This is a genomic window from Isoptericola sp. NPDC056618 (genome assembly GCF_042792715.1).
Classification (GTDB): Bacteria; Actinomycetota; Actinomycetes; order Actinomycetales; family Cellulomonadaceae; genus Isoptericola; species Isoptericola nanjingensis.
In genome coordinates this window covers 1-22,632 of sequence record NZ_JBHTVZ010000021.1, presented here as the reverse complement: position 1 = coordinate 22,632, position 22,632 = coordinate 1, and the positions used below count along the sequence as shown (strand labels likewise).

The following is a 22,632-nucleotide window of genomic DNA, read 5'->3' as shown; positions in this document are numbered from 1 at the left end:
GTCGTGGCCCGGGGATGGGCAGGTCTTGGGCATCGCGGCCTGCCGTCACGTCGGAGGCGCATGCCATCGTGGCCCCATGGCCGCGTCCCCGCGCCCCCCGACGTCCGTGGCGCTGCTGCGGGGGATCAACGTGGGCGGCCACCACCGGGTCACCATGACCGACCTCGTGGCGTGCTTCCGAGACGGGGGTCACGGGGAGGTGCGCACCGTGCTGCAGAGCGGGAACGTGCTGCTGGCCGCCGATCGGCGAGCGGTCCCGAGCTCGAGGACGCGATCGAGCGGGTGCTCGCCGCCCGCCTCGGCTTCGCCGTCCCGACGCTCGTCCGCTCCCGCGACGAGCTCGCGGCCGCCGTCGCGGCCGCGCCGCCCGACCACTCCTCCGACGCGCTGCGCAGCGAGGTCTTCTTCCTCAAGCACCCGCTCACCGCCCCGGAGGTGCTGGCGCAGATGCCCGAGCTGCGCGAGGGCGTCGACGCCGTCGCGCCCGGGCCGGGCGTCGTCTACTTCTCCCGGGTCGCCGCCGAGGCCCGGCGCACCCGGATCACCCGGCTCATGGGCATGCCCGTGTTCCGGCAGATGACCGTGCGGACCTGGCGGACGACGACGCGCCTCCTCGCGCAGCTCGACGCGCCGCTGCCTGCGTAGCGGGTCTCAGTCGAGGCAGAACTCGTTGCCCTCGACGTCCTGCATCGTGATGCAGGACTCCTCCTCGCCGTCGGCGTACTGCGTGTAGAGGTGGACCGCGCCCAGCGGCTCGAGGCGGGCCTGCTCGGCCCGCAGCGCGGCCAGGCGCTCGTCGCCCACCAGCCCGGTGCCGACGCGGACGTCGAGGTGCACCCGGTTCTTGACGACCTTGCCCTCGGGCACACGCTGGAAGTACAGCCGCGGGCCCTCGCCCGCGGGGTCCTGCGCGACGCAGTCCACGCCCTCGGGCATGACGTACCCGAGCACCTCGCACCAGAACCGGGCGACCCGCTCCGGTTCCGCGCAGTCGAAGGTCACCTGGAACTTCCGCACCGTTGCCATGCGCCCACCGTAGGTGCCGAGGTGGCCGGCACCTACGGGAAATCAGGGGGCGAGCAGCGCGCGGATGTCCCGCTCCGCCTGCGCGGGCGTGGCGAGGCGGCAGCCCAGGTCAGTCCACCGCCGCACCAGTGCGGGCTCGGCGCGCAGCAGCCCCCAGCCCCGGCGCACCAGCGTGGGCAGCGGCTTGCGCGACTCGGCGACGTCGCGCAGGAAGCGGAACCAGAAGCTCACGACGCGCGGCTGGCTGAGGCAGATCGCGTCGGCGAGGATGCCGTCGGCCCGGCACGCGGCCACGAGCTCCGCGGCGAAGATCCCCTCGGCGACGACGACGGGCGCGTCGCCCGCCTCGAGCACCGTGCCGCCCGTGCGGCGCGAGGTGGGGATGTCGTACACCGGCACCTCCGCGCGTCCGGCGCGCACGACGGCGCGCAGCGCGTCGAGGGCGGCGGCGGAGTCCCAGCTGCGGGGGTCGTCCCAGTCGACGATGCCGTAGCGCATGGGCATCCCGGGGAAGTCGGCGTCGTGGTAGAAGTCGTCGAGGTTCATCACCGGCAGGCCGAGCCGCCGGGTGAGCGCCGTCTTCCCCGACCCCGACGGCCCGGTGAGCAGCACGATCCGCCGCGCGGGGCGGCGGGCGCCGGGCGGCACCTCGAAGAGGGCGTCGGACTCGTTCGCCGGGTCGTCCGTCGGCGGCACGCTGTCGGTCACGGGCACCCATTCTCGGCGGCGGCGGTCCTGCTTGTCGAAACCGGGACCCCACCGGCGGGCGCGCCGTGCCGCCCGCGGGTACGTTGCGGACCGCGCGCATCGCGGACGACCCGGACCTCGCGGCCGTGCGCGTCGTCGTCCTCACGACGTTCGAGGGCGACGCCGAGGTGCTCGGCGCGCTGCGCGCCGGCGCCAGCGGCTTCCTCGGCAAGGGCGTGGCGCCCGCCGACCTGGTCAAGGCGGTGCGGACGGTCGCGGCCGTGTCGGTGCTGCACCTGTCGCGCCGGTCGAGCCTGGTGCTCGCGGTGGTCGTCTCGACGCTCCTGTTCGCGGCGCTGCACCTGCCCACCTCCGGCTGGAACGTGCTGCAGTGCGTGCTGGTCATCGGCACCGCGCGGGTGATCCTCCTGGTGCCGTACCTGCTCACCAAGAACCTCGCGGCGTCGGCCACCGCGCACATGGTCGACGACTGGGCGCTGTTCGGCTCGGCCGCGATCCTCGGCTGACCCGGGCCGGCGGGGTCAGCCCACCAGGAGGACGTGCAGGGTCCGCGGGCCGTGCACGCCCTCCACGCGGTCCAGCTCGATGTCCGACGTCGCGCTGGGCCCGGAGATCCAGGTGAGCGGCCGCTCCGGATGCGCGCCGAGCAGGCGCACCGCCTCCGGCACGGTCTGCACGGCCTGGTCCGCCCGCACGACGCACAGGTGCACGTCGGGCACCAGCGAGATGGCCCGGCGGCCCTGGTCGGTCTCGCCGTCGAGCACGATCGTGCCCGTCTCGGAGATCGCGACCCGCGCGGCGGTGACGACGGCCGCGACGGCGTCGAGCTCCGTCGCGGCGAGCGGCTGCTCGCGCGAGTCGCGCACGACGTCGACGTCCGCCGGCAGCGCCGCCAGCCACGCGTCGTCCAGCCCGTCGGGGACCACCACCCGCACCGACCTGTCAGGACCAGGACCGTCAGAACCTGCGTGCGGTCCTGACACGTCGGCGACGAGGGCGGCGACGGTGGCGGGCAGGTCATCGGCGGCCACCTGGTGGACGTGGGCCTTGTAGTCCACCAGCCGGTCGACGAGCTGCTCCAGCACCTCGGGCGAGCCGACGCCGTGCTCCCCGGCGGCGCGGTAGGCGCGCGGCACGGGCTCCGGGCGCGGCGCGGTGCCGACCTTGCCCGACGGCGTCGTGCCGGAGCCGGTCTGCCCCAGCGCCGCCCGCACGCGTGCCAGGACCTCGGTGCGTGCCTCGCTCATCGGGCACCCTCCTCGTTCTCGTGCTCGGCCTGCCACCACTGTCGGAACGTCTGGCGGGGCGGCGCGGGCAGGTCCCGCGCCTTCGTCCACGCCGACGCGGGCGGGGGCGCGACGGAGATGGCGTGGTCCCGCCCGCCGAGCCCGCTGCCCAGCGTGGCGGCACGGCCGGCGAGGGCGAACCGGTCGCCGTCGGCCATGACCCAGGACGCCGCCTTCATGGCCGTCTTCCACGGGTCGACACCGCGCGACGACCGGTCGGCGTCGACCTCGCGGGCGCGTAGGTCGACGAGGATCGACGGGATGTCGATCTTCACGGGGCAGACCTCGTAGCAGGCGCCGCACAGCGTCGACGCGTAGGGCAGCGAGGCGTTCGGGTCGTGGTGCCCGGACACGCCGCCCGTCGACGCGGTGAGCTGCGGCGTGAGGATGGCGCCGATCGGCCCGGGGTACACGGAGCCGTAGGCGTGGCCGCCCACCCGCTCGTAGACCGGGCACACGTTGAGGCACGCGGAGCAGCGGATGCAGTGCAGCGCGGACCGGCCGACCTCGTCGGCGAGCACGTCGGTGCGGCCGTTGTCGAGCAGCACCAGGTGGAACTCCTGCGGCCCGTCGCCCGGCGTCACGCCCGACCACATCGACGTGTACGGGTTCATCCGCTCGCCGGTCGACGAGCGGGGGAGCAGCTGCAGGAACACCTCGAGGTCGTCGAAGGTGGGCACGAGCTTCTCGATGCCCATCACCGTCACGAGCGTCTCGGGCAGCGTGAGGCACATGCGCCCGTTGCCCTCCGACTCGACGACGGCGAGCGTGCCCGTGTCCGCGACGGCGAAGTTGGCGCCGCTCACCGCGACCTTGGCGGACAGGAACTTGCGACGCAGGTGGGCGCGCGCGGCCATGGCGAGCTCGCGCGGCACGTCCGACAGGTCGGGCGGGGCGTCGCCCATGCGGGCGAGGAAGATGTCGCGGATCTCCGACCGGTTGCGGTGGATCGCCGGGACGAGGATGTGCGAGGGCATGTCGTCGGCGAGCTGCACGATCAGCTCGGCGAGGTCGGTCTCGATGGCGGCGATGCCCTCGTCGGCCAGCGCCTCGTTGAGCCCGATCTCCTGCGTGGCCATCGACTTGACCTTGACCACCTCGTCGGCGCCCTTGGACTTCGCGATGTCGGCGACGATCCGGTTGGCCTCCGCCGCGTCGCGCGCCCAGTGCACGACGCCGCCGCGCGCGACGACGTTCTCCTCGAGCTGCTGCAGCAGGTCCGGGAGATTCGCCATCACCTGCTGCTTGACGCCGGACCCGGCGTCGCGCAGCGCCTCCCAGTCGGGCACCTCCCCGACGACGGCGGCCCGCTTGGTGCGGATGACCTGCGTGGCGTGGCCGAGGTTGCGCCGCAGCTGGTCGTTCTTCAGGGTCTGCTTGGCGGCGGCGGGGAAGTCGTCGCCCCAGCGCAGCGGCTCCTGCGGGTGGGGGACGGGGCCGAACGGCTGGTCGGCCCCCGCGTCGTCGGGGCGGCGCAGCGTGCGCGGCAGGCCGAGGAACGTGCGGCTCATCGGGCGGCCTCCGTCCGCGCGGGGCGCTCGCGTTCCGGGCGCGTGAACGTCGTCTCGGGCAGGGGGGTGGGCTCCTCCCGGGTCGAGGCGAGCACCTCCGCCAGGTGCAGCGTGCGGACGCCGGTGCCCTGGCGGGAGAGCCCGCCGCCGATGTGCATGAGGCACGACATGTCGCCGGCGGTGAGCACCTCGGCGCCGGTGCCCCGGACGTTCGCCGTCTTGTCCTCGAGCATCGCGGCGGACGTGTCCGCGTTCTTCAGCGCGAACGTGCCGCCGAACCCGCAGCACGAGTCGGCCGCCGGGAGCTCCACCAGGTCGATGGCCTCGACGGCGCGCAGCAGCCGCAGGGGCTTGTCGCCCACGTGCAGCATCCGCAGCGAGTGGCAGGTGGGGTGGTAGGTGACGCGGTGCGGGAACCAGGCGCCGACGTCGGTGAGGCCGAGCACGTCGACCAGCAGCTCGCTCAGCTCGTACGTCTTGGCGGACACCGCCTCCGCCGTGGCGGCGAGGTCCTCGAGGCCCGCGCGGCGGCAGACCATCGCCTGCTGGTGGCGCACCGACCCCGTGCACGAGCCGGACGGCATGACGACGGCGTCCCACTCGCCGTCCGCGACCGGAGCGAACGTCTCCACGTGGTTGCGGATGACGGGCACCGCCTCGCGGAAGTAGCCGGTGTTGACGTGCATCTGCCCGCAGCACGCCTGGTCGGCGGGGAAGACGACCTCGTGGCCGAGGCGTTCCAGCAGCCGCACGGTCGCGCGCGGTGCCCCGGGGAACAGGGTGTCGGCGAGACAGGTGGCGGCGAGGGCGATGCGCATGCGACTCCTCTGTGCTTCGTGCGGTCGTGCTCGTGCGGTGCCGGCGCCAGGCCGCTGCGGTGCGGCTGTGGTCAGCCACCGTTCGGCTCGGTCCAGCATGACCCGGGCGGGTCGGGGGCGCCACGGCGGCGGCGCCGAGCGGCCACTGTAGCGGATGTGGTCAGACCATTGCTCAGTGCGGTCGTTACGCTGAGCCCGTGCGCACCCACGAACGAGTTCTCGCCCACCTCGAGGAGGGCATCGCCGCCGGCCGCTGGGGCCTCGGCGAGCGGCTGCCCGGCGAGCGGGCGCTCGCGGAGGACCTGGGTGTCTCCCGGCCCTCCGTGCGAGAGGCGATCCGCGTGCTCGACGCGCTCGGCATCGTGCGCCCCGGGGTCGGCTCCGGGCCGACCGCGGGCGCCGTCGTCATCGACCGCCCGGCCGCCGGCCTGGGCGCCGCGGTGCGGCTGCACGTGGCCACCGGCACGCTGCCGGTGCGGGACGTCGTCGCGACGCGCGTGCTGCTCGAGTCCTGGGCCGTGGCCCAGGCGGCGGAGCGGGCGACGGACCTCGCGCCCGGCGCGGCCGCCCACCTCGAGGAGGCGCGCCGGCTCCTGGGCCGGATGGAGGACGACGACGTCCCGCCGGCGGAGTTCCTCGAGCTCGACCAGGCGTTCCACCTGGAGTTCGTGCGCATGGCCGGGAACGTGCTGGTCGAGGCCGTGATGACGGGGCTGCGCGGCGCGATCGGCGGGTACGTCGCCGTCGGGATCGAGCGGCTGCCGTCGTGGCCGCGCACCGCCACCCGGCTGCGTGCCGAGCACCGCGCCGTGCTCGACGCCGTCGCCGCCGGGGACGCCGCGGCCGCCTCTGCCGCGGTGAAGGCGCACATCGAGGGCTTCTCCCGCGAGGCCGGGGTCTGACGCTCGCACGGCGGCACGCGCGGCCCTGTGGACGATGGGCAGGGGTGTCCGCGGGGGCCGCTAACGTCCTGCGGGTGGCCGCGGCTCGGCGGCCGGACGCGACGGGCCCGGACGGGCGGGGGTGACGCATGGAGCGGGAGGGCGCCGCGCGGCTCGCCCGCGGCCTGATGGCCGAGCACGGTCTGTCGCGCTGGACGTTCCGGTTCGACCGGGCGCGGCGGCGCGCCGGCCTGTGCCGGTACGACCGCCGCGAGATCAGCCTGTCGGGGCCGCTGACGGACCTGTACGACGAGGCGGACGTGCGCGAGGTGGTGCTGCACGAGATCGCGCACGCGCTGGCCGGCGCGCGGCACGGGCACGACGCCGTCTGGCGCGCGACGGCGCGGTCGATCGGCTCCACGGGCCGACGCGTGGTGCGCGACGACAGCCCCGAGGTGGAGGGCGACTGGGTCGGCCGCTGCCCTGCCGGTCACCGGGTGACGCGCTTCCGCCGGCCGCAGCGCCCGCAGGCGTGCGCCCGCTGCTCGCCGGTGTTCGACCGGCGCTTCCTGCTCACCTGGACGTACCGCGGCCGGCCGGCGCCCGAGCTCGGACTGCCCGCGGCGACGGCCGGCGGGGCGCCTCGGACCAGCGGGACCTCGGCGCCCGCGACGTCGCCGTCGCGCGTGGACGCGTCGCGGGTGGACCCGGCCGGGGTCCGGCTGGGTGAGCAGCTGCGGGTGGTCGCGCCGGGCCGGTACGACGGCGTCGTCGGCACGCTGCTGAAGCGCGGTCGGACGCGGTTCCACCTGCAGGTCGGCAGGACGGTGCTCACGGTGCCGTTCGGCCTGGTGGAACGCCCCTGACCGGCGGTTCGCGCGGGGCCGCGCGGCCCGGGCGCGCCGCCGACGAGGCCAGCACGCCGCCCTGACCTGGGGTTGTGCTTGCCCGGGTCGACGGGCATCATGGTCGCGCACCACCTGCTTGAATCCATTCAACCTTGACGGCCGACGAGGGCCGCCGAGGGTGGCTCGACGACGAGACCTCGAGGTGAGCACCAGTGTCAGCTCAGAACCGCTCTGCGCGTCCATCGTTGGAAAGCGCTAGCCGGCCGCACGGTCGCCCGGCGGCTCGGCTCGCCCGCAGGGCCCTCGCCGCGGGCGCGACGACCGTCGGCCTGGTCCTCGCGGGCCTGTCCGCCACCGTCGGTGCCGCATCGGGCGCGGCGGCCGCCGATGTCCCCGCCCCCACCGCCGTCCGCGTCGCCCGCGCCGTCGACGGCGCGCTGTCGATGCGCTGGAACGCGGTGACGGGCGCCGCCGGCTACGTGCTGTCCCGCAGCGACGCCGTCGACGGGGAGTACGCCGAGGTGGCGCGCACGGACGAGCGCACGGTCTACGCCACCGACGACGTCGACACCACCGCCGTGCACTACTACCGGGCACAGGCGATCGGCGCCGACGGCACCCTGTCCGCGCCGTCCGCGGTCGCCGTCGGCACGCTGGTGGGCGACGGGGTCGCGGCCCCGGAGATCCCCGAGGGCGGACTCACCCTCGACTTCGGCAACGGCGCGACGGCGGCCGGAGCGACGCGGATCGTCGCGGGTCCCGCGTACTCGAAGGCGCACCGCGTCGGCTTCGTCGACCCCGCCCAGGTGACCCCGGTCCGGCGCGACGGCGACGACCCGCTGCGCTCCGACCTGGTCCGCGTGGGCGACACGGAGCTGGTGGTCGACCTCCCCGACGGCGACTACACCGTGGGCGTGGTCGCCGGCGACCTGGCGGCCGCCACCGACATCGCGATCACCGCCGAGCGGATGGCCAAGGTGCCCGCCACCGAGAAGGCCGCGGGGGAGTTCCTCGAGACCGAGTTCGACATCGCGCTGGTCGACGGCCAGCTCAACCTCGACTTCGCCGGCGCGGCGGCGAACCTCGCCGCCCTCACGATCACCCCGCGGGCACCGCGCGAGGCGGGCGCCGAGCCCACCGTCTACGTCACCGGCGACTCGACCGTCCAGACCTACACCGACTACTGGGCGCCGCAGGCCGGCTGGGGCCAGATGCTGGGGCGGTTCCTGGCCGACGGCGTGACGGTCGACAACCACGCGATCGGCGGCCGGTCGTCCAAGAACTTCATCAGCCAGGGCCGCCTCGACGAGGTGCTGCGCCAGATCCGTCCGGGCGACTACCTCTACGTCCAGTTCGGGCACAACGACAACAGCTACGGCGTCGACGACCGCTACGCGGCGCCGGCGGACTACCGCAACTACCTGCGCACCTTCGTCGACGGGGCGAGGCAGCGCGGCGCGACGCCGATCCTCGTCACCCCCGTGTCACGACGCAGCTTCGACGCATCCGGGCACGCGAACGTCTCGTTCCCCCAGTACGTCGAGCAGGCGCGCGCGCTCGCCGAGGAGACCGGCACCCCGCTGGTCGACCTGTCCGCCTCCAGCCGCGCCTACCTGGACGAGATCGGGCCCGAGGCCGCCAGGTCGGTGTTCCTGTGGGTACCCGCGGGCGTCTACCCGGCCCGTCCGAACGGCACGCAGGACGACACCCACTTCCAGGAGTACGGCGCGATCCAGATGGCGCGCCTGGTCGCGCGGGACACCGCCGGCCTCGACGTCCCGCTGGCCGACGAGGTCGTCGAGGCCGGGCCGCCCGCCCAGGTGCCGGCCGCGCCCACCGGGCTCGCCGCCTCCGCGGTGTCGGGTACGGGCGCCACGCTGACCTGGGACGCGGTCGACGGCGCGGACATCTACCGTGTGCTGCTCAAGGACGGGGACGCCGGCGATGACGCCTACGCCCTGCGGACGACGTCCACCGTCGGACGCGCCGACCTCACCGGGCTGGAGGCGGGCGCGTCCTACGACGTGCAGGTCGTGGCCGTGAACGGCCGCGGCGACTCCGCGCCGTCCGACGCGCTGCGCCTGACCACCGAGGAGCCGCTCTACCGGTTCGACGTGCAGCCCGCGGGCGCGGCGACGATGGACGGCTACCTCCCGCTCGACGACACGACGCTCTACGCGACGGGCCTGGGGTACGGCTTCACCTCGGCGACCGGCCCGGGTGGCCGTGACCGCGGCACGGGCTTCGACCCGGTGCCGACGGCGCTGCAGCGCGACTTCCTGCTGCCGTCGGCGAGCACGCCGATCGCCGTGGACGTCGAGGACGGCACCTACGTCGTCGCCGTCGAGTGGGGCGACATGCTCGGCACCGCCGGCCTCGCCGTGACGCTCGAGGGCGAGGACCGCGGCTCGGCCAACGCCGGCCGCGGCACCACCTCGACGCGCGTGCTCGCTCCGGTCGAGGTGACCGACGGCCGGCTCGACGTCGTCGCGTCGGGCTGGCTCAACGGACTGACCATCACGCGCCTCGACGACGAGGCCACGACCACCACCGGAGGGAACCGATGACGACACCCCTGCACCACCCCGCCGCATCCCCGCGAAGGAAGGCCCGCCCCCTGGCCGCCGGGGCGCTGACGCTGGGCCTCGTCCTGCCCGTCGTCTGCGCGGCGTCGGCCGCGCCCGCCACGGCGTCGGACGACGCCGTGACGTCGTCGAGCACGCCGTCGTCGAGCACGCCGACGTCGAGCACGACGACGCCGAAGCGGCAGGCCGAGCGCCTCGACCGCTCCCCGGTCGCCGTGGCCACCGACGACGGCGTGTACGTCGGCTGGCGCATGCTCGGCGACGACCCGCAGGCGATCGGCTTCCACGTCTACCGCGACGGCGAGCGGATCACCGACCGGCCGATCACGGGCTCGACCAACCTCGTCGACCCGGACGGCACGGCGTCCTCGACCTACCGGATCAGCGCCGTCGCCGGCGGCAGCCGCGTCGAGCGGTGGGCCACCGCCGCGTTCACGGTCTGGGACGGGCAGACCCTCGACGTCCCGCTCGCCAAGCCCGCCGACGGCACGACGCCCGACGGCAAGGCGTACTCCTACCGCGCCAACGACGCCTCCGTGGGGGACGTCGACGGCGACGGGCAGTACGAGATCGTGCTCAAGTGGGACCCGACCAACTCGCAGGACAACTCCAAGGGCGGGTACACGGGCAACGTGTACCTCGACGCCTACGAGCTGGACGGCACGCAGCTGTGGCGGGTCGACCTGGGACGGAACATCCGGGCGGGCGCCCACTACACCCAGTTCCAGGTCTTCGACTACGACGGCGACGGCCGCGCCGAGGTCATGGCCAAGACCGCCGACGGCACCGTCGACGGCGCGGGCACGGTGATCGGCGACGAGGACGCGGACCACCGCAACGCGAGCGGCTACGTGCTGGCCGGGCCCGAGTTCCTCTCCGTCTTCGACGGCGAGACCGGCGCCGCGGTCGACACGGTCGACTACACGCCGGCGCGCGGCACGGTCACCGACTGGGGCGACGGGTACGGCAACCGGGTCGACCGGTTCCTCGCCGGCACCGCCTACCTCGACGGCGAGCACCCGAGCGCGATCTTCTCGCGCGGCTACTACACGCGGGCCGTGATCGCGGCCTACGACTTCGACGGCGAGCACCTGTCCCGGCGCTGGGTGTTCGACTCCGACGAGGCGGGCGACCAGTACGAGGGCCAGGGCAACCACAACCTGTCCGTGGCCGACGTCGACGGCGACGCGAAGGACGAGATCGTCTTCGGCTCGATGACGATCGACGACGACGGCTCCGTGCTCTACGACACCGGGCTGGGCCACGGGGACGCGCTGCACGTGGGCGACCTCGACCCGTCCCGGCCGGGTCTCGAGGTCTTCGCGGCCCAGGAGTCGATGAGCGCCTCCGGGAACCGCGGGGCCACGTTCCGCGACGCCGCGACCGGCGAGGTGCTCTGGTCGATCCCCGCCACGCGCGACACCGGGCGCGCCGCCGCCGGCGACATCGACCCGCGGTACGCGGGCGCCGAGGGCTGGGCCGTCGGCGGCGACGCCGCGTGGAACTCCCGCGTGGGAGAGCTGCACGCCGCGTCCGGCGAGCTGATCGGGAACACCATCCCGGCCGCCAACTTCCTCACGTACTGGGACGGCGACCTGCTCGCGGAGATCGGCGACCACGAGTTCGACGACGGCCCCCGCACCGGCGTGCCCACGATCTCGAAGTGGGACTACGAGAACGGTGAGCAGGTCGAGCTCTACCGCGCGACCGGCACGCTGTCGAACAACGACACCAAGGGCAACCCCGCTCTGCAGGCGGACCTGTTCGGCGACTGGCGCGAGGAGATCGTCACCCGCACCGAGGACTCGACGGCACTGCGGATCGCCACGACCGTCATCCCGACGGAGCACCGGCTGCGCACCCTCATGTCCGACCCGGTCTACCGGCTCGGCATCGCCTGGCAGAACACCGCCTACAACCAGCCGCCGCACACGTCGTACTTCCTCGGCGAGGGGATGACGACGCCCGCCGCCCCGGCCCTGGCGTACACGACGCCGGCGCGACCGGGGGAGAAGGTCGGCCGCTGAGCCGCTCGCCCCGCGAGCACGGGTGAGACCAGGGCGGGTGCGGTGGGATGATCGCTCCCATGAGTGAGTCCACCGCACCCGCCCTGACGCTGCCGGCGGGCGCCGCCGGGTCCCGCATCGTCGGCCTCGGGCACCACCAGCCCGAGAGGGTCATGACCAACGACGACGTCGCGAAGCTCGTCGAGACCAACGACGAGTGGATCCGCTCCCGGACCGGCATCGTCACCCGCCACGTCGCGGCCGACCACGTCACCGTCGCGGACATGGCGACGGGGGCCGCCCGGCACGCGCTCGACGACGCCGGCGTCGCGGCCTCCGACGTCGACCTCGTGGTCGTCGCGACCACCACCGCGTTCGACCGGTCGCCCAACACGGCGGGCCGCGTCGCCTACGCGCTGCGCACCGGCGTCCAGCCCGGGGCGAGCACGCCCGAGGGCGAGGAGGCGCCCGACCTTCGCGACGTCGTCGGGCCCGCCGTCATCGACCTCAACACCGCGTGCTCCGGCTTCGCGTACGCCGTGGGCGTGGCCGACCAGGCGATCCGCGCCGGGTCCGCGCGCACCGCCGTCGTGGTCGGCTCGGAGAAGCTCACGGCCGTGACCGACTGGTCCGACCGCAGCAGCTGCATCCTCACCGCCGACGGCGCGGGCGCGGTCGTGCTGCAGGCCGCCGACACCCCGGCCGTCGGGCCCGTCGTGTGGGGCTCGGAGCCCGAGCTGACCCCGGCGGTGGTGATCGAGGCGCCGCAGGAGAAGTTCGCGCAGGACGGTCGCGCCGTCTTCAAGTGGGCCATCACCCGCGCCGCCGACCGCGCCCGCCGGATCGTCGAGGCCTCCGGGCTCACGCTCGACGACATCGGCGTCCTCGCCGCGCACCAGGCCAACCTGCGCATCATCGAGCCGCTCGCCAAGTCGCTGGGGCTCGAGGACCGCGTCGTCGTCACGGACATCACCGAGTCCGGCAACACGTCGGCGGCGTCGATCCCGATGGGGCTGTCCAAGTGGTGGCACTCCGGCAAGATCCCGGCGGGCACGCCGGCCCTGCTCTTCGGCTTCGGCGGCGGCTTCACCTGGGCCGGCCAGGTCGTCATCACCCCGTCGAGGTAGTACCAACCCTGCCGAGGTAGTTGCCCTTGCGCCGAGGTAGTACCACCTCGGCGCAAGGGGAACTACCTCGCAGGGGTGGGGAGGACGACGCCGCTCGGGTAGGCTGTCGGAAACCGCTTACCCGACGTCGCCGTCGCGGCGACACCCAAGGAGATCGACGATGCCCTCCGTCCCCACCCCCGCCGGCAGCTCGACCGGCACCTCGGCCGGCACCGAGCGCCGCCGATACGCCGTCGCGGGTGCCGGCCACCGCGCCGGCATGTACGTGAACGCGCTGATCGGGGACCACGCCGCCGACGGCGAGATCGTCGCGTGGGTGGAGCCCAACCCCGTGCGCGCGGCCGTGCACGAGGCGAAGGTGGCCGCTGCCGTGGGCGGGGAGCGCCCCGTCTACCACCCCGACCACCTGGAGAAGGCCCTCGACGAGCAGCGGGTCGACCGCCTCATCGTCACGTCGGTCGACAACACGCACGCCGATCTCGTCTCCCGAGCGCTGCGCGCGGGCGTCGACGTCGTGGTCGAGAAGCCGATCGCGGCCACCGAGGACGAGGCGCGACAGATCGCCGACGCCGTCGCCGAGACGGGCCGCGACCTCACGATGACGTTCAACTACCGCTACTCGCCACGCAACTCCGCGCTGCGCGAGGTCATCGCGTCCGGCGAGATCGGGCAGGTGCTGAGCGTCCACTTCGACTGGGCCCTCGACACCGTGCACGGCGCGGACTACTTCCGCCGCTGGCACCGCGAGAAGGTCAACAACGGCGGCCTGCTGGTGCACAAGTCCAGCCACCACTTCGACCTCGTCAACTGGTGGATCGACGCCGTCCCGCAGCGCGTCTTCGCCAGCGGCGGCCGTCGGTTCTACGGCGACGACGCCGCGCACGCGTCCGGCTACGAGCCGACGGCGGGGGAGAAGGCGCTGAACGAGCAGGGCGTGGACCCGTGGCGCATCGACGTCGACGCCGACCCGTACCTCTCCGAGCTGTACGGCCCCGAGGCGCAGGCCGTGGACGGCTACCGCCGCGACCGCAGCGTCTTCGACGCGGGCATCACCACCGAGGACACCCTCGGGCTCGTCGTCGAGTACGCCGGCGGCCCGGTGCTCACCTACTCGCTCACGGCCAGCGCGCCGTGGGAGGGGTACCGGGTCGTCGTCAACGGCTCGCGCGGCCGCGCCGAGCTCGAGGTGGTCGAGCGCGGTTCCGTCGTCTTCGGCGCGGACGGCAAGGCGACCGTGGACCCGAGCTTCACCGCGACCTTCGGCGAGGACACGGTGCGCCCCGAGGGTGAGCGGCTCGTCGTGCAGAAGCACTGGGAGCGCGCGGAGGAGCGGCCGATCGTCGCCGTCGGGCACGGCGGCCACGGCGGCGGCGACGCCCTGCTCCTGGCCGACGTCTTCCGCGGCCGCACCGAGGCCGACCCGCTGGGCCGCGCCGCCGGCTTCCGCGACGGGCTGCGCGCGTCCGGCATCGGCTACGCCGGCAACCGCTCGCTGGCCACCGGCGACCCGGTGCGCCTCGACGACCTGGGCCTCGGCATCGACCTCTGACCCGAGCTCGAGGTGTCTGCGCCGAGGTAGTACCACCCGCGCCGAGGGAGTTCCTGGCCCATGGTCAGGTACTCCCTCGGCGCGAGGCGTCCTACCTCGGCGGGGCTCGTGCTACCTCGGCGTGGTGGAGCGGAGCACGCCCGCTCCGGCACCGGCGTCCACGACGGCGGGCACGGCCCGGGTGGGCAGCAGCCGGTAGCGGTAGTGGTCGGACGGTGTCCAGCGGGCGTCGTCGGCGAGCGGCGCGGCGGCCGTGGCGTTGAACGCGCCGACGGCGTCGACGGGGCGACCGTTCACCAGCGTGCCGGTCTCGCGCAGCATCGTGCCGCCGTAGGCGCCCACGGCCCGCGCGGGCTCGACGCCCCGGGCGAGGCGCAGGGCGTTGTTCTCCACGACCAGGCTCGACTCCTTGCCGGCGCCCCAGAAGTACTGGAACTTCGCCGCCGTCGACTGCTCGTAGGAGTTGTCGTAGACGTGCACGTCGCCGAATCGCACCCGCGGCGCGCGCTGGCCGATGTCCTGGAAGTGGTTGTGGTGGATCGTCACGCGGTGCTGGCCGCGGTCCTGCAGCCGCGAGTCGGACGAGCCGATGATCATCGTCTTGTCGTGGGACTCGAAGCGGTTCCACGACACGGTCACCAGGTCGCCGCCGTGCGTGACGTCGAGCAGGCCGTCGTGGATCTCGAACGGCCGGCCGAAGACCTGCGGCAGGGACGATGCCGGGTGGTCGCCGTCGTCGAAGGTGTTGTGGTCCACCCACACGCCGGTCGACGTCCAGACGGACAGGTTGTCGTACGCGGAGTTCCAGCTGCCGAGGTCGCCGTCGGTGGGGTCCCACTGCGGGAAGCAGTCGCGGCCGTCGGAGAGGGTCAGGTTGCGCACGATGACGTTGTGCGAGTCGCGGACCCGCAGGTTCGCGCCGACGACCCGGGCGTCGTCGCCCACGCCGACGATCGTGACGTTCGAGCCGACGTGCACCTGCGTCTGCGCGGCCTGGACCTTGGCGGCCGCGACGCGCGCGTCCTCCAGCGGCCCCGCGGGCTCCTCGGTGCCCCAGACGGCGGGGTCGTACGCCGCGACGTAGTCGTCCATGGAGAACGGGTCGCCGGTGCCCGCCACCGGCACCCGGTCGGCGAAGTCCTGGCAGCCCAGGGCCGCGCCGCCGGCGCCCGTGAAGGCGTCGATCGTGCCGCGCACGTAGACGATGCGCGGTACCTCGAGCCCGCGCCCGTCGTCGAGGTCCGCGCCCGCGCGGCCGCCGAGGGCGTCGCGCAGCTCGGCCCACGTGTCGACGACGTACACCTCGGACGCCGCGGCCGCGGCGCCCCCGGTGACCGGCGCGGCGTCGCGCGTGACGCCCTCGGGGGAGGTGGTCGTGGCGACCGAGGCCCAGCCGTCGGCGCCCGGCGTCACGACCTGGCGCCCGAGGTCGGTGCGCGGGGGATGGCCGGGGCCGACGGGCCCGCCGTGGGCCGAGGCGGCGCCGGCGCCCGCGGTGACCAGCAGCGCGGCGGCGGCGAGCGCGGCGGCCGCGCGGGGACGGCGTCCGCCCGGGTGGGCAGGGGAGGGCTGGGACATGGTGCGAAACTCCTTCGTTCCGGCGGGACCCGTCCGACGACGGTGTCGGCCGGGAAGGTGTGGTGCGTCAGCCGGCCCAGGGGGCTCCGAGCTCGGCGAACGTGCGCTGCGTGCGCGCGACCTCGGCGCACCAGTGCTCGACGTCCCGCACCACGGGGCGGCGCTCGTCGCCGTCCCCCTGCCACTCGACGTGCTCGGGCGCGATCGGGGTGGGGTCGGCGCTGGTGCGCACGGCCTCCAGCACGCGCATGAACGCGCCGGTGTCGCGGACGTCGCACAGCAGGGGGCGACGGTCGTCGGCACGGGCCGCCAGCAGGTCGTCCAGCAGGGAGGCGCGCCCGTAGGTCTTGTCCATCTGGACGGAGTCCGTGCGCAGCAGCAGGCGGTCGTGCTCGTACTCGAGCACCAGCTCGCCGCGGGAGCCGGTCACGACCACGCGCGCGGGCGTGCGCTCCGCCGCGCACAGCGTGAGGCCGAAGCCGTACCGCCGGCCCGCGGCGTCCTTGACCCGCACCGAGGAGGTGTCGTCCGCCTCGATCGGGTTGGCGCGGTACAGATCGGTGTCCACCCAGGCGACGTCCTGCGCGGTGGACGCCCCGCCGAGCCGCAGCGTGGTCGCGACGGCGTGCGCCAGCGGGTTGGTCACCACGCCGTCGACGACGTCGCGGCCGTCGAGCCGGCGTCGGCCCGCCCAGGCGGCGCGCTGCCAGTACGACGCGGTGCGCACCCAGGTGCCGACGGCGCCGAGGCCCTGCACCTCGCCGATCTCGCCCCGGGCCAGCAGGTCCGCGGCTGCGGGAAGCGCGTGCGAGCCGAACGTCTGGAAGCCCACCTGGCAGCGCCGGCCTGTCCGCTCCGCGACGGCGACGAGCTCGGCGTGCTCGGCGAGCGACGCCGTCGTCGGCTTCTCGAGCAGCACGTCGATGCCCGCCTCCATGGCGGCGCGGGCGAGCGGCAGGTGGGTGGGGATGGGTGTGCTCAGCACGACGACGTCGACCCGCGCCCGCGGGGTGGACAGCAGGTCGCCGAGCGTCGGGAACCACGGCGCCCCGGCGTCGTGCGCGTCGTGGCCGGGCCCCGGCTCGCGCGGGTCGACGACGGCGGCGAGCCGCGCCCGTCCGGCGCGCTGCAGCTCGAGGACCCGGCGCACGTGGGAGGCGCCGTGGCCGTGCAGGCCCACGACCGCGATCTGCGGGGCGATCCGGGTGGCAGAGCCGTCGGAGGTCGGGTCGGTCATCGTCGTCCTGTCGTGTCGTGCCGGGGTTGCCGGCAGGGTCAGCGCAGCGTGGCGGCGAGGGCCGCGGCCTCGCCGTGGTCGAGCGCACGGTCCACGAGCGCGGCCACGACGCCCGTCTCGACGGTGCCGCCCGCGGGCACGACGAGCGGCGTGTCCCACGCGAGCGCCGGCCCCGCACCGGGGTACTCCGCGGCGCGCAGGAACCAGGGCCGCGGCGGCGACGTCTGCGCGAGCAGCAGCGTCGTCGGGCGGTCCTCGGCGTAGGGGTCGTGGTGCTGCTGGACGTACGCGACCCAGGGCGACGTGCTGCCGTGGGCCAGGCTCTCGCCCTCCCCCGCCTGCGACAGCACGACCGTGCTCTGCGACATCGGCGCGCGCCAGAAGACGCCGCCGTACCCGGCGCCCGGCCGGCCGTTGGTGGCGGGCGAGCGGATCTCCAGCGGCCGGTACGACGCGTGGAGCGTGGTGCGCCAGTCGAGCACCCAGGTGCCGTCGTCGAGGAGGCGTGCGCCGAGCCGGCGCTGCTCGTCGAGCAGGGGCTCGCCGTGCTCGTCGTCCCAGCGCACGGTGTCGTGCAGCACGTGGGGCGCGAGCGGGTCGACCTCGGCGCGCGTGCTCACCTGGCGGCCGTGGTTGGGCAGCAGCGTGGGGCCGACGTCGGCCACGAACGTGCGACCGCCCCAGAAGCTCGTGCCGTTGACGTCGGGCACCGCCACGCTCACGCCGTAGTGGTGCCGGTGGTCCACCGGTTCGGACTCGGTGAGGGCCACGCCCGCCAGCGAGTGCACCGGGTGCAGGTACGGGCGCGGGGAGTGGATGGCCGGCAGCCGCTCGCCGTCGACGTACCGCGCCAGCGGCACCCGGTCGCGGGTGTGCCGCAGCACGATCTCGCGCGGTTCCACGGACCACGTGGGGCCCGGGTCGACGACGTCGGCCTCGGGCGCCGCGGCGGGCTCGGGCTCCGTGACGACGGCCCGCGCGATGCCGCGCGGCACCGGCCCGGTGCTGGAGCGGGCCTCGAGGCGGGCGGTGAACCGGGTGGTGGTGGCCGCGTGCGCGTCGTCGTCGATGACGGCGTGCAGCTCGCGCCACGCCTGTCGGCCCAGCTCGGCCTGGGGCACGGACACGGTGGTCAGGCCGGGCGTCGCGTACCGGGCGAGGTCGATGTCGTCGAAGCCGGCCACCGAGATGTCGCCGGGCACGGCGACGCCCGCCTCGTTGAGCGCGGCCAGGAGGCCGAACGCCACCAGGTCGTTGTAGGCGACGACGGCGGTGGCCCGGCTCGCGAGCACCTCGCCGGCGGCCGCGTGGCCGGAGGCCAGGTCGGCGCCCACCGGGAGCTCGACGATCTCGAGGTCCGGGTGGCGCCGGAGGGCGGTGGCGAGACCGGTGCGCCGGGCCACGTCGGTGGCGGCGGCCCGCGGGCCGGCGAGGTAGGCGAGGCGGCGGTGCCCGAGGTCGACCAGGTGCTCGACGACCTGGACCGTGGCGTCCTCGTAGTCGATGACCAGGCTGGGGGTGGCCGGGTGCTCGACGGCGCGGTTGATCACCGCCGCGGGGGTCACGAGGGGGAGCAGCGCGTCGAGCGCGGTGCCGGGCATGCGTGGCGCGACCAGGATGAGCGCGTCGCAGCGCATGCGTGCCTCGCGGGCGATGGCCGCCTCCTCCGAGGGGTCCTCGGCGGCGTCGGCGACGAGCACGCGGTAGCCGTCCTCGGCGGCGGCGGACGTCACGCCACGGAGGATCTGCTGGAAGACCGGGTTGCCCAGGTCGGGCACCACGAGCGCGACGGTCTCCGTGCGCCCGAGGGACAGGCTGCGCGCGACGTTGCTGGGGCGGTAGTTCAGGTCGATCGCCGCCTCCTGCACCCGCGCGGCGATGGCGGGGTCGACGGTGCTGCGACCGTTCATCACGCGGGAGACCGTGGCGCGCGAGACGCCGGCGGCGGCGGCGACGTCCGCGATGGTGACGGACGGGCGCCGGACGTTCAGCTCAGGCATCGATGCCTCCTCGGGCTCACGAGCCGACGGTACACCATTGGAAACCGGTTCCTCTCGTGGTACGTTCCCGAGAAGCAACCGGTTTCCAGGAGCGGGAGCACTGGAAGCCCTCGGATCGACGAAGATCGGGAGGCCGGCGATGACACCCACCAGCACGCCGATCGGCAGTGTGATCGGCCGCGTGCACGGTCGCACGGACGGCCGGGTGCCGCGATGGCGGTGATCCAGGAGGTCGCGCGCACCCGCGGGGCCGCCCGGGAGCGGCGCAAGGGCGACGGCAAGGCCGCGGCGCTCTTCCTCGCCCCGTGGTTCGTCGGGCTGGTCCTCGTCACGGCGTTCCCGCTCGTCGCGTCCCTGTACCTGTCCTTCACGGACTACAGCCTGCTCGAGGCCCCCGGCTGGATCGGGCTCGAGAACTACACGGCGATGTTCTCCGACCCGCGGTTCTTCCAGGCGCTCAAGGTGACCTTCACCTACGTGCTGGTCTCGGTGCCGCTGCAGCTCGCCGCCGCGCTCGCCCTCGCCATGGTGCTCGACAAGGGGCTGCGCGGCCTCGCGTTCTACCGGTCCGTCTACTACCTGCCGTCGCTCCTCGGCGGCAGCGTCGCCATCGCGATCCTCTGGCGGCAGGTGTTCGGGGCCGACGGCCTCGTCAACCAGGTCCTCGGGTTCTTCGGGATCGAGGGCGTCGGCTGGGTGTCGCACCCCGACTACGCGCTCGGCACCCTCATGGTCCTGAACGTCTGGACGTTCGGCGCGCCGATGATCATCTTCCTGGCCGGGCTGCGGCAGATCCCGGCGATGTACTACGAGGCCGCGTCGATCGACGGCGCGGGTCGGTGGCGCCGGTTCCGCAGCATCACGGTGCCGCTGCTCACGCCGATCATCTTCTTCAACCTCGTGCTGCAGCTCATCGGGGCGTTCCAGTCGTTCACGCAGGCGTTCATCGTCAGCGGGGGCACGGGCGGGCCGGTCGACTCCACGCTCTTCTACACGCTGTACCTCTACGAGAAGGGGTTCAGCTCCTACCAGATGGGGTACGCGTCCGCGATGGCGTGGTTCCTGCTGCTCGTCGTGGCGGGCATGACCGCCGTGAACTTCCTCGCCTCCAAGTTCTGGGTCTTCTACGATGACTGACGCTCCCGCGCGCACCGAGCCGCGCCCCGCCGGCCCCCGCCCCACGCTCTCCGAGGTGGCGGCGACCTACCCCGAGCGCCGTCCGCCCCGCGGCCGCGCCTGGGCCGCCGTCCGCCGCGTGCTCCGGCACGTCGCGCTGATCGCCTTCGGGCTCGTCATGCTCTACCCGCTGCTGTGGATGCTGGCGAGCTCGTTCAAGCCGACCGAGCTCATCTTCCGCGAGCCCGGGCTGATCCCCACCGAGTGGGACTTCGGCAACTACACCGACGGCTGGAACGCCCTGCTCGACCCGTTCAGCCACTACCTGCTGAACTCGGCGATCGTCGTGCTCGGCTCGGTGCTCGGCAACCTGGTCTCCTGCTCGATGGCGGCCTACGCGTTCGCCCGGCTGAAGTTCCGGGGCCGCAACCTGTGGTTCGCGATCATGCTCATGTCGATCATGCTGCCGATCCACGTGATCATCGTGCCGCAGTACATCCTGTTCTCGTCGCTGTCGTGGATCAACACGTTCCTGCCGCTGATCGTGCCGAAGCTGCTGGCCACGGACGCGTTCTTCGTGTTCCTCATGGTCCAGTTCTTCCGCGGCATCCCGAAGGACCTCGACGAGGCGGCCCGCCTCGACGGCTGCGGGCACGGGCGCATCTTCCTGCGGATCATGCTGCCGCTGTCGCTGCCTGCCCTCGCCACCACCGCGATCTTCACGTTCATCTGGACGTGGAACGACTTCTTCAGCCAGCTCATCTTCCTGACGAAGCCGGACATGTACACCGTGCCCATCGCGCTGCGGACCTTCGTGGACGCCACGAGCAACAGCTCGTGGGGGCCGCTGTTCGCGATGTCGATCGTGTCCCTGATCCCCGTGTTCCTCGTCTTCCTGTTCGGTCAGAAGTACCTCGTCAAGGGCATCGCCACCACCGGCATCAAGTAGTTCGCACCCGTCGTTCGAAGGAGAACCTCATGCGAGTCACAGCCACCCGGGCCCCGCGGCGCCGCGGCGTCGCGCTCACCGCGCTCACCGCGGCGGGGGCGCTCGCGCTCACCGCCTGCTCCGGCGACTCCGGCGCCATGCCGTCCGACGACGACGGCGGCGGCGGCGACGGGAACGTCGAGATCCGCTTCGCGTGGTGGGGGTCGGACGACCGGCACAAGACCACCCAGCAGATCATCGACCTGTTCGAGGAGAAGAACCCCGGCATCACCGTCGTGCCGGACTACACCGACTGGGACGGCTACTGGGACAAGCTCGCCACCGCCACGGCGGGCGGCGACACCCCGGACGTCATCACCCAGGAGGAGCGGTACCTCTCCGACTACGCGTCGCGCGGCGTCATCGGCGAGCTGACCGGCGTGGACACCTCCGAGATCCCCGCGGACATCCTCAGCACGGGCGAGGTCGACGGGAAGCTCGTCGGCATCCCGACGGGCGTCAACGCGTACGCGATGGTCGCCGACCCGCAGATCTTCGCCGACGCCGGCGTCGAGATGCCGGACGACAAGGCCTGGACCTGGGACGAGTACGTCGACATCGCGGGGAAGATCTCGAAGGGTGCCGGCGACGGCGTCTGGGGCGCGCAGGACTACGGCTTCAACGAGGCCGGCCTCAACGTGCTCGCCCGGCAGAAGGGCGAGACCCTCTACAACGCGGACGGCACCCTCGGGGTCTCGAAGGAGACGGTCGCGGAGTTCTTCCAGACCTCGCTGGACCTCATGGCGAACGGCGGCCAGCCCGACGCGTCGCGGTCGGTGGAGTACCAGAACGCCGGGCCCGAGGGCTCGCTGCTCGGCACCAACGCGGGCGCGATGGGCGTGTGGTGGTCCAACCAGCTCGGCGCGCTCTCCGACGCGTCCGGGCACGAGCTGGAGCTGCTCCGCCTGCCGGGCGAGTCCGAGTTCGAGCGCACCGGCATGTACTTCAAGCCGGCCATGTACTACTCGATCTCCGCGAAGACGGAGCACCCGGAGGAGTCGGCGAAGCTCGTGGACTTCCTGCTCAACGACCCGGAGGTCGCCGAGCTGCAGCTCACCGACCGCGGCCTCCCGGCCAACCTCACGGTGCGCGAGGCGATCCTGCCCGAGCTCACGGCCGCGGACCAGAAGGTCGCGGACTTCATGGCGGCCCTGGAGCCCGACATCGTCGACAACCCGGCGGTGCCGCCGAACGGCGCGAACGAGATCCAGGACATCATGATCCGGATCAACACCGAGGTGCTGTTCGAGCGCATGACTCCCGACGAGGCCGCCGACGCGTTCCTCCAGGACGTCGGCGCCGCGATCGGCGGCTGACCCGGCTCCCCTTCGAGAAAGCGATCTGCCGCGCCATCCGACCGGATGGCGC

At 73.8% G+C, this 22,632-nt stretch carries 18 protein-coding genes and 1 pseudogene; 11 read left to right on the top strand and 8 right to left on the bottom strand.

All coding sequences use genetic code 11. The annotated features are described in order from the left end of the window. Positions 1-76: 76 nt before the first annotated feature. A pseudogene (locus ACFQ8T_RS19030) lies at positions 77-645 on the top strand (DUF1697 domain-containing protein). 6 nt (positions 646-651) lie between these two features. On the opposite strand, the gene ACFQ8T_RS19025 reads toward ACFQ8T_RS19030, so the two are convergent. Together ACFQ8T_RS19025 and ACFQ8T_RS19020 are read right to left on the bottom strand one after the other, a co-directional pair. Continuing rightward, the gene (locus ACFQ8T_RS19025) at positions 652-1,026 is read right to left on the bottom strand and encodes a VOC family protein (protein WP_430548048.1); all 375 of its coding nucleotides are present in this window, start codon (positions 1,024-1,026) and stop codon (positions 652-654) included. Between the two features lie 42 nt (positions 1,027-1,068). After that, on the bottom strand, positions 1,069-1,734 hold the full coding sequence (locus tag ACFQ8T_RS19020) for a uridine kinase (protein ID WP_430548047.1): 666 nt from the start codon (positions 1,732-1,734) through the stop codon (positions 1,069-1,071). A 65-nt stretch (positions 1,735-1,799) separates the two neighbouring features. Here ACFQ8T_RS19020 and ACFQ8T_RS19015 point away from each other — a divergent pair, with 65 nt between their 5' ends. Beyond that, a complete protein-coding gene (locus ACFQ8T_RS19015; protein ID WP_430548046.1) occupies positions 1,800-2,240 on the top strand; it encodes a type II CAAX prenyl endopeptidase Rce1 family protein in 441 nt (146 codons plus the stop codon). 15 nt (positions 2,241-2,255) lie between these two features. Here ACFQ8T_RS19015 and ACFQ8T_RS19010 read toward each other — a convergent pair whose 3' ends face one another. Genes ACFQ8T_RS19010 through ACFQ8T_RS19000 form a run of 3 tightly spaced genes read right to left on the bottom strand, consistent with a single transcriptional unit; the run spans position 2,256 to position 5,349 of the window. After that, complete coding sequence (locus tag ACFQ8T_RS19010; protein WP_430548045.1) at positions 2,256-2,981, bottom strand: lactate utilization protein C; 726 nt, start codon at positions 2,979-2,981, stop codon at positions 2,256-2,258. Beyond that, complete coding sequence (locus ACFQ8T_RS19005) at positions 2,978-4,531, bottom strand: LutB/LldF family L-lactate oxidation iron-sulfur protein (protein ID WP_430548044.1); 1,554 nt, start codon at positions 4,529-4,531, stop codon at positions 2,978-2,980. The genes ACFQ8T_RS19010 and ACFQ8T_RS19005 overlap by 4 nt, the downstream gene beginning before the upstream one ends. Next, positions 4,528-5,349 carry a (Fe-S)-binding protein gene (locus tag ACFQ8T_RS19000; protein WP_430548043.1) on the bottom strand — a complete coding sequence of 274 codons (822 nt, stop codon included), beginning with the start codon at positions 5,347-5,349 and terminating at the stop codon, positions 4,528-4,530. The genes ACFQ8T_RS19005 and ACFQ8T_RS19000 overlap by 4 nt, the downstream gene beginning before the upstream one ends. Before the next feature lie 197 nt (positions 5,350-5,546). Here ACFQ8T_RS19000 and ACFQ8T_RS18995 point away from each other — a divergent pair, with 197 nt between their 5' ends. The 6 genes from ACFQ8T_RS18995 (at position 5,547) to ACFQ8T_RS18970 (ending at position 14,345) form a co-directional block, all read left to right on the top strand. Further along, on the top strand, positions 5,547-6,251 hold the full coding sequence (locus tag ACFQ8T_RS18995) for a FadR/GntR family transcriptional regulator (RefSeq protein ID WP_430548042.1): 705 nt from the start codon (positions 5,547-5,549) through the stop codon (positions 6,249-6,251). 128 nt (positions 6,252-6,379) lie between these two features. Beyond that, entirely contained in the window at positions 6,380-7,096 is a 717-nt protein-coding gene (locus tag ACFQ8T_RS18990) for a SprT-like domain-containing protein (protein ID WP_430548041.1), read from the top strand. Between the two features lie 227 nt (positions 7,097-7,323). After that, a complete protein-coding gene (locus tag ACFQ8T_RS18985) occupies positions 7,324-9,645 on the top strand; it encodes a GDSL-type esterase/lipase family protein (protein ID WP_430548040.1) in 2,322 nt (773 codons plus the stop codon). Continuing rightward, the gene (locus ACFQ8T_RS18980; protein WP_430548039.1) at positions 9,642-11,690 is read left to right on the top strand and encodes a rhamnogalacturonan lyase; all 2,049 of its coding nucleotides are present in this window, start codon (positions 9,642-9,644) and stop codon (positions 11,688-11,690) included. Before ACFQ8T_RS18985 ends, ACFQ8T_RS18980 begins: the two co-directional genes overlap by 4 nt. A 59-nt stretch (positions 11,691-11,749) precedes the next feature. Next, a complete protein-coding gene (locus tag ACFQ8T_RS18975) occupies positions 11,750-12,796 on the top strand; it encodes a beta-ketoacyl-ACP synthase III (RefSeq protein WP_430548038.1) in 1,047 nt (348 codons plus the stop codon). Positions 12,797-12,956: 160 nt separating this feature from the next. Further along, complete coding sequence (locus ACFQ8T_RS18970) at positions 12,957-14,345, top strand: Gfo/Idh/MocA family protein (RefSeq protein WP_430548037.1); 1,389 nt, start codon at positions 12,957-12,959, stop codon at positions 14,343-14,345. A 111-nt stretch (positions 14,346-14,456) separates the two neighbouring features. On the opposite strand, the gene ACFQ8T_RS18965 is transcribed toward ACFQ8T_RS18970, so the two are convergent. The 3 genes from ACFQ8T_RS18965 to ACFQ8T_RS18955 all read right to left on the bottom strand — a co-directional run bounded on the left by ACFQ8T_RS18965 (position 14,457) and on the right by ACFQ8T_RS18955 (position 19,160). Continuing rightward, entirely contained in the window at positions 14,457-15,923 is a 1,467-nt protein-coding gene (locus tag ACFQ8T_RS18965; RefSeq protein WP_430548036.1) for a polysaccharide lyase family 1 protein, read from the bottom strand. A gap of 67 nt (positions 15,924-15,990) precedes the next feature. Next, on the bottom strand, positions 15,991-17,160 hold the full coding sequence (locus tag ACFQ8T_RS18960) for a Gfo/Idh/MocA family protein (protein WP_430548035.1): 1,170 nt from the start codon (positions 17,158-17,160) through the stop codon (positions 15,991-15,993). Positions 17,161-17,198: 38 nt separating this feature from the next. Beyond that, positions 17,199-19,160 (bottom strand): DUF6807 family protein, encoded by a 1,962-nt coding sequence (locus ACFQ8T_RS18955; RefSeq protein ID WP_430548034.1) that lies wholly within the window; start codon positions 19,158-19,160, stop codon positions 17,199-17,201. A gap of 213 nt (positions 19,161-19,373) precedes the next feature. Between ACFQ8T_RS18955 and ACFQ8T_RS18950 the strand changes: the two genes are divergently transcribed. The 3 genes from ACFQ8T_RS18950 to ACFQ8T_RS18940 are packed head-to-tail and all read left to right on the top strand — an operon-like array spanning position 19,374 to position 22,580. Next, complete coding sequence (locus ACFQ8T_RS18950) at positions 19,374-20,297, top strand: carbohydrate ABC transporter permease (RefSeq protein ID WP_430548033.1); 924 nt, start codon at positions 19,374-19,376, stop codon at positions 20,295-20,297. Then, positions 20,290-21,225 carry a carbohydrate ABC transporter permease gene (locus tag ACFQ8T_RS18945; protein ID WP_430548032.1) on the top strand — a complete coding sequence of 312 codons (936 nt, stop codon included), beginning with the start codon at positions 20,290-20,292 and terminating at the stop codon, positions 21,223-21,225. The genes ACFQ8T_RS18950 and ACFQ8T_RS18945 overlap by 8 nt, the downstream gene beginning before the upstream one ends. Positions 21,226-21,254: 29 nt before the next feature. Next, a complete protein-coding gene (locus ACFQ8T_RS18940; protein WP_430548031.1) occupies positions 21,255-22,580 on the top strand; it encodes an ABC transporter substrate-binding protein in 1,326 nt (441 codons plus the stop codon). Positions 22,581-22,632 lie beyond the last annotated feature (52 nt).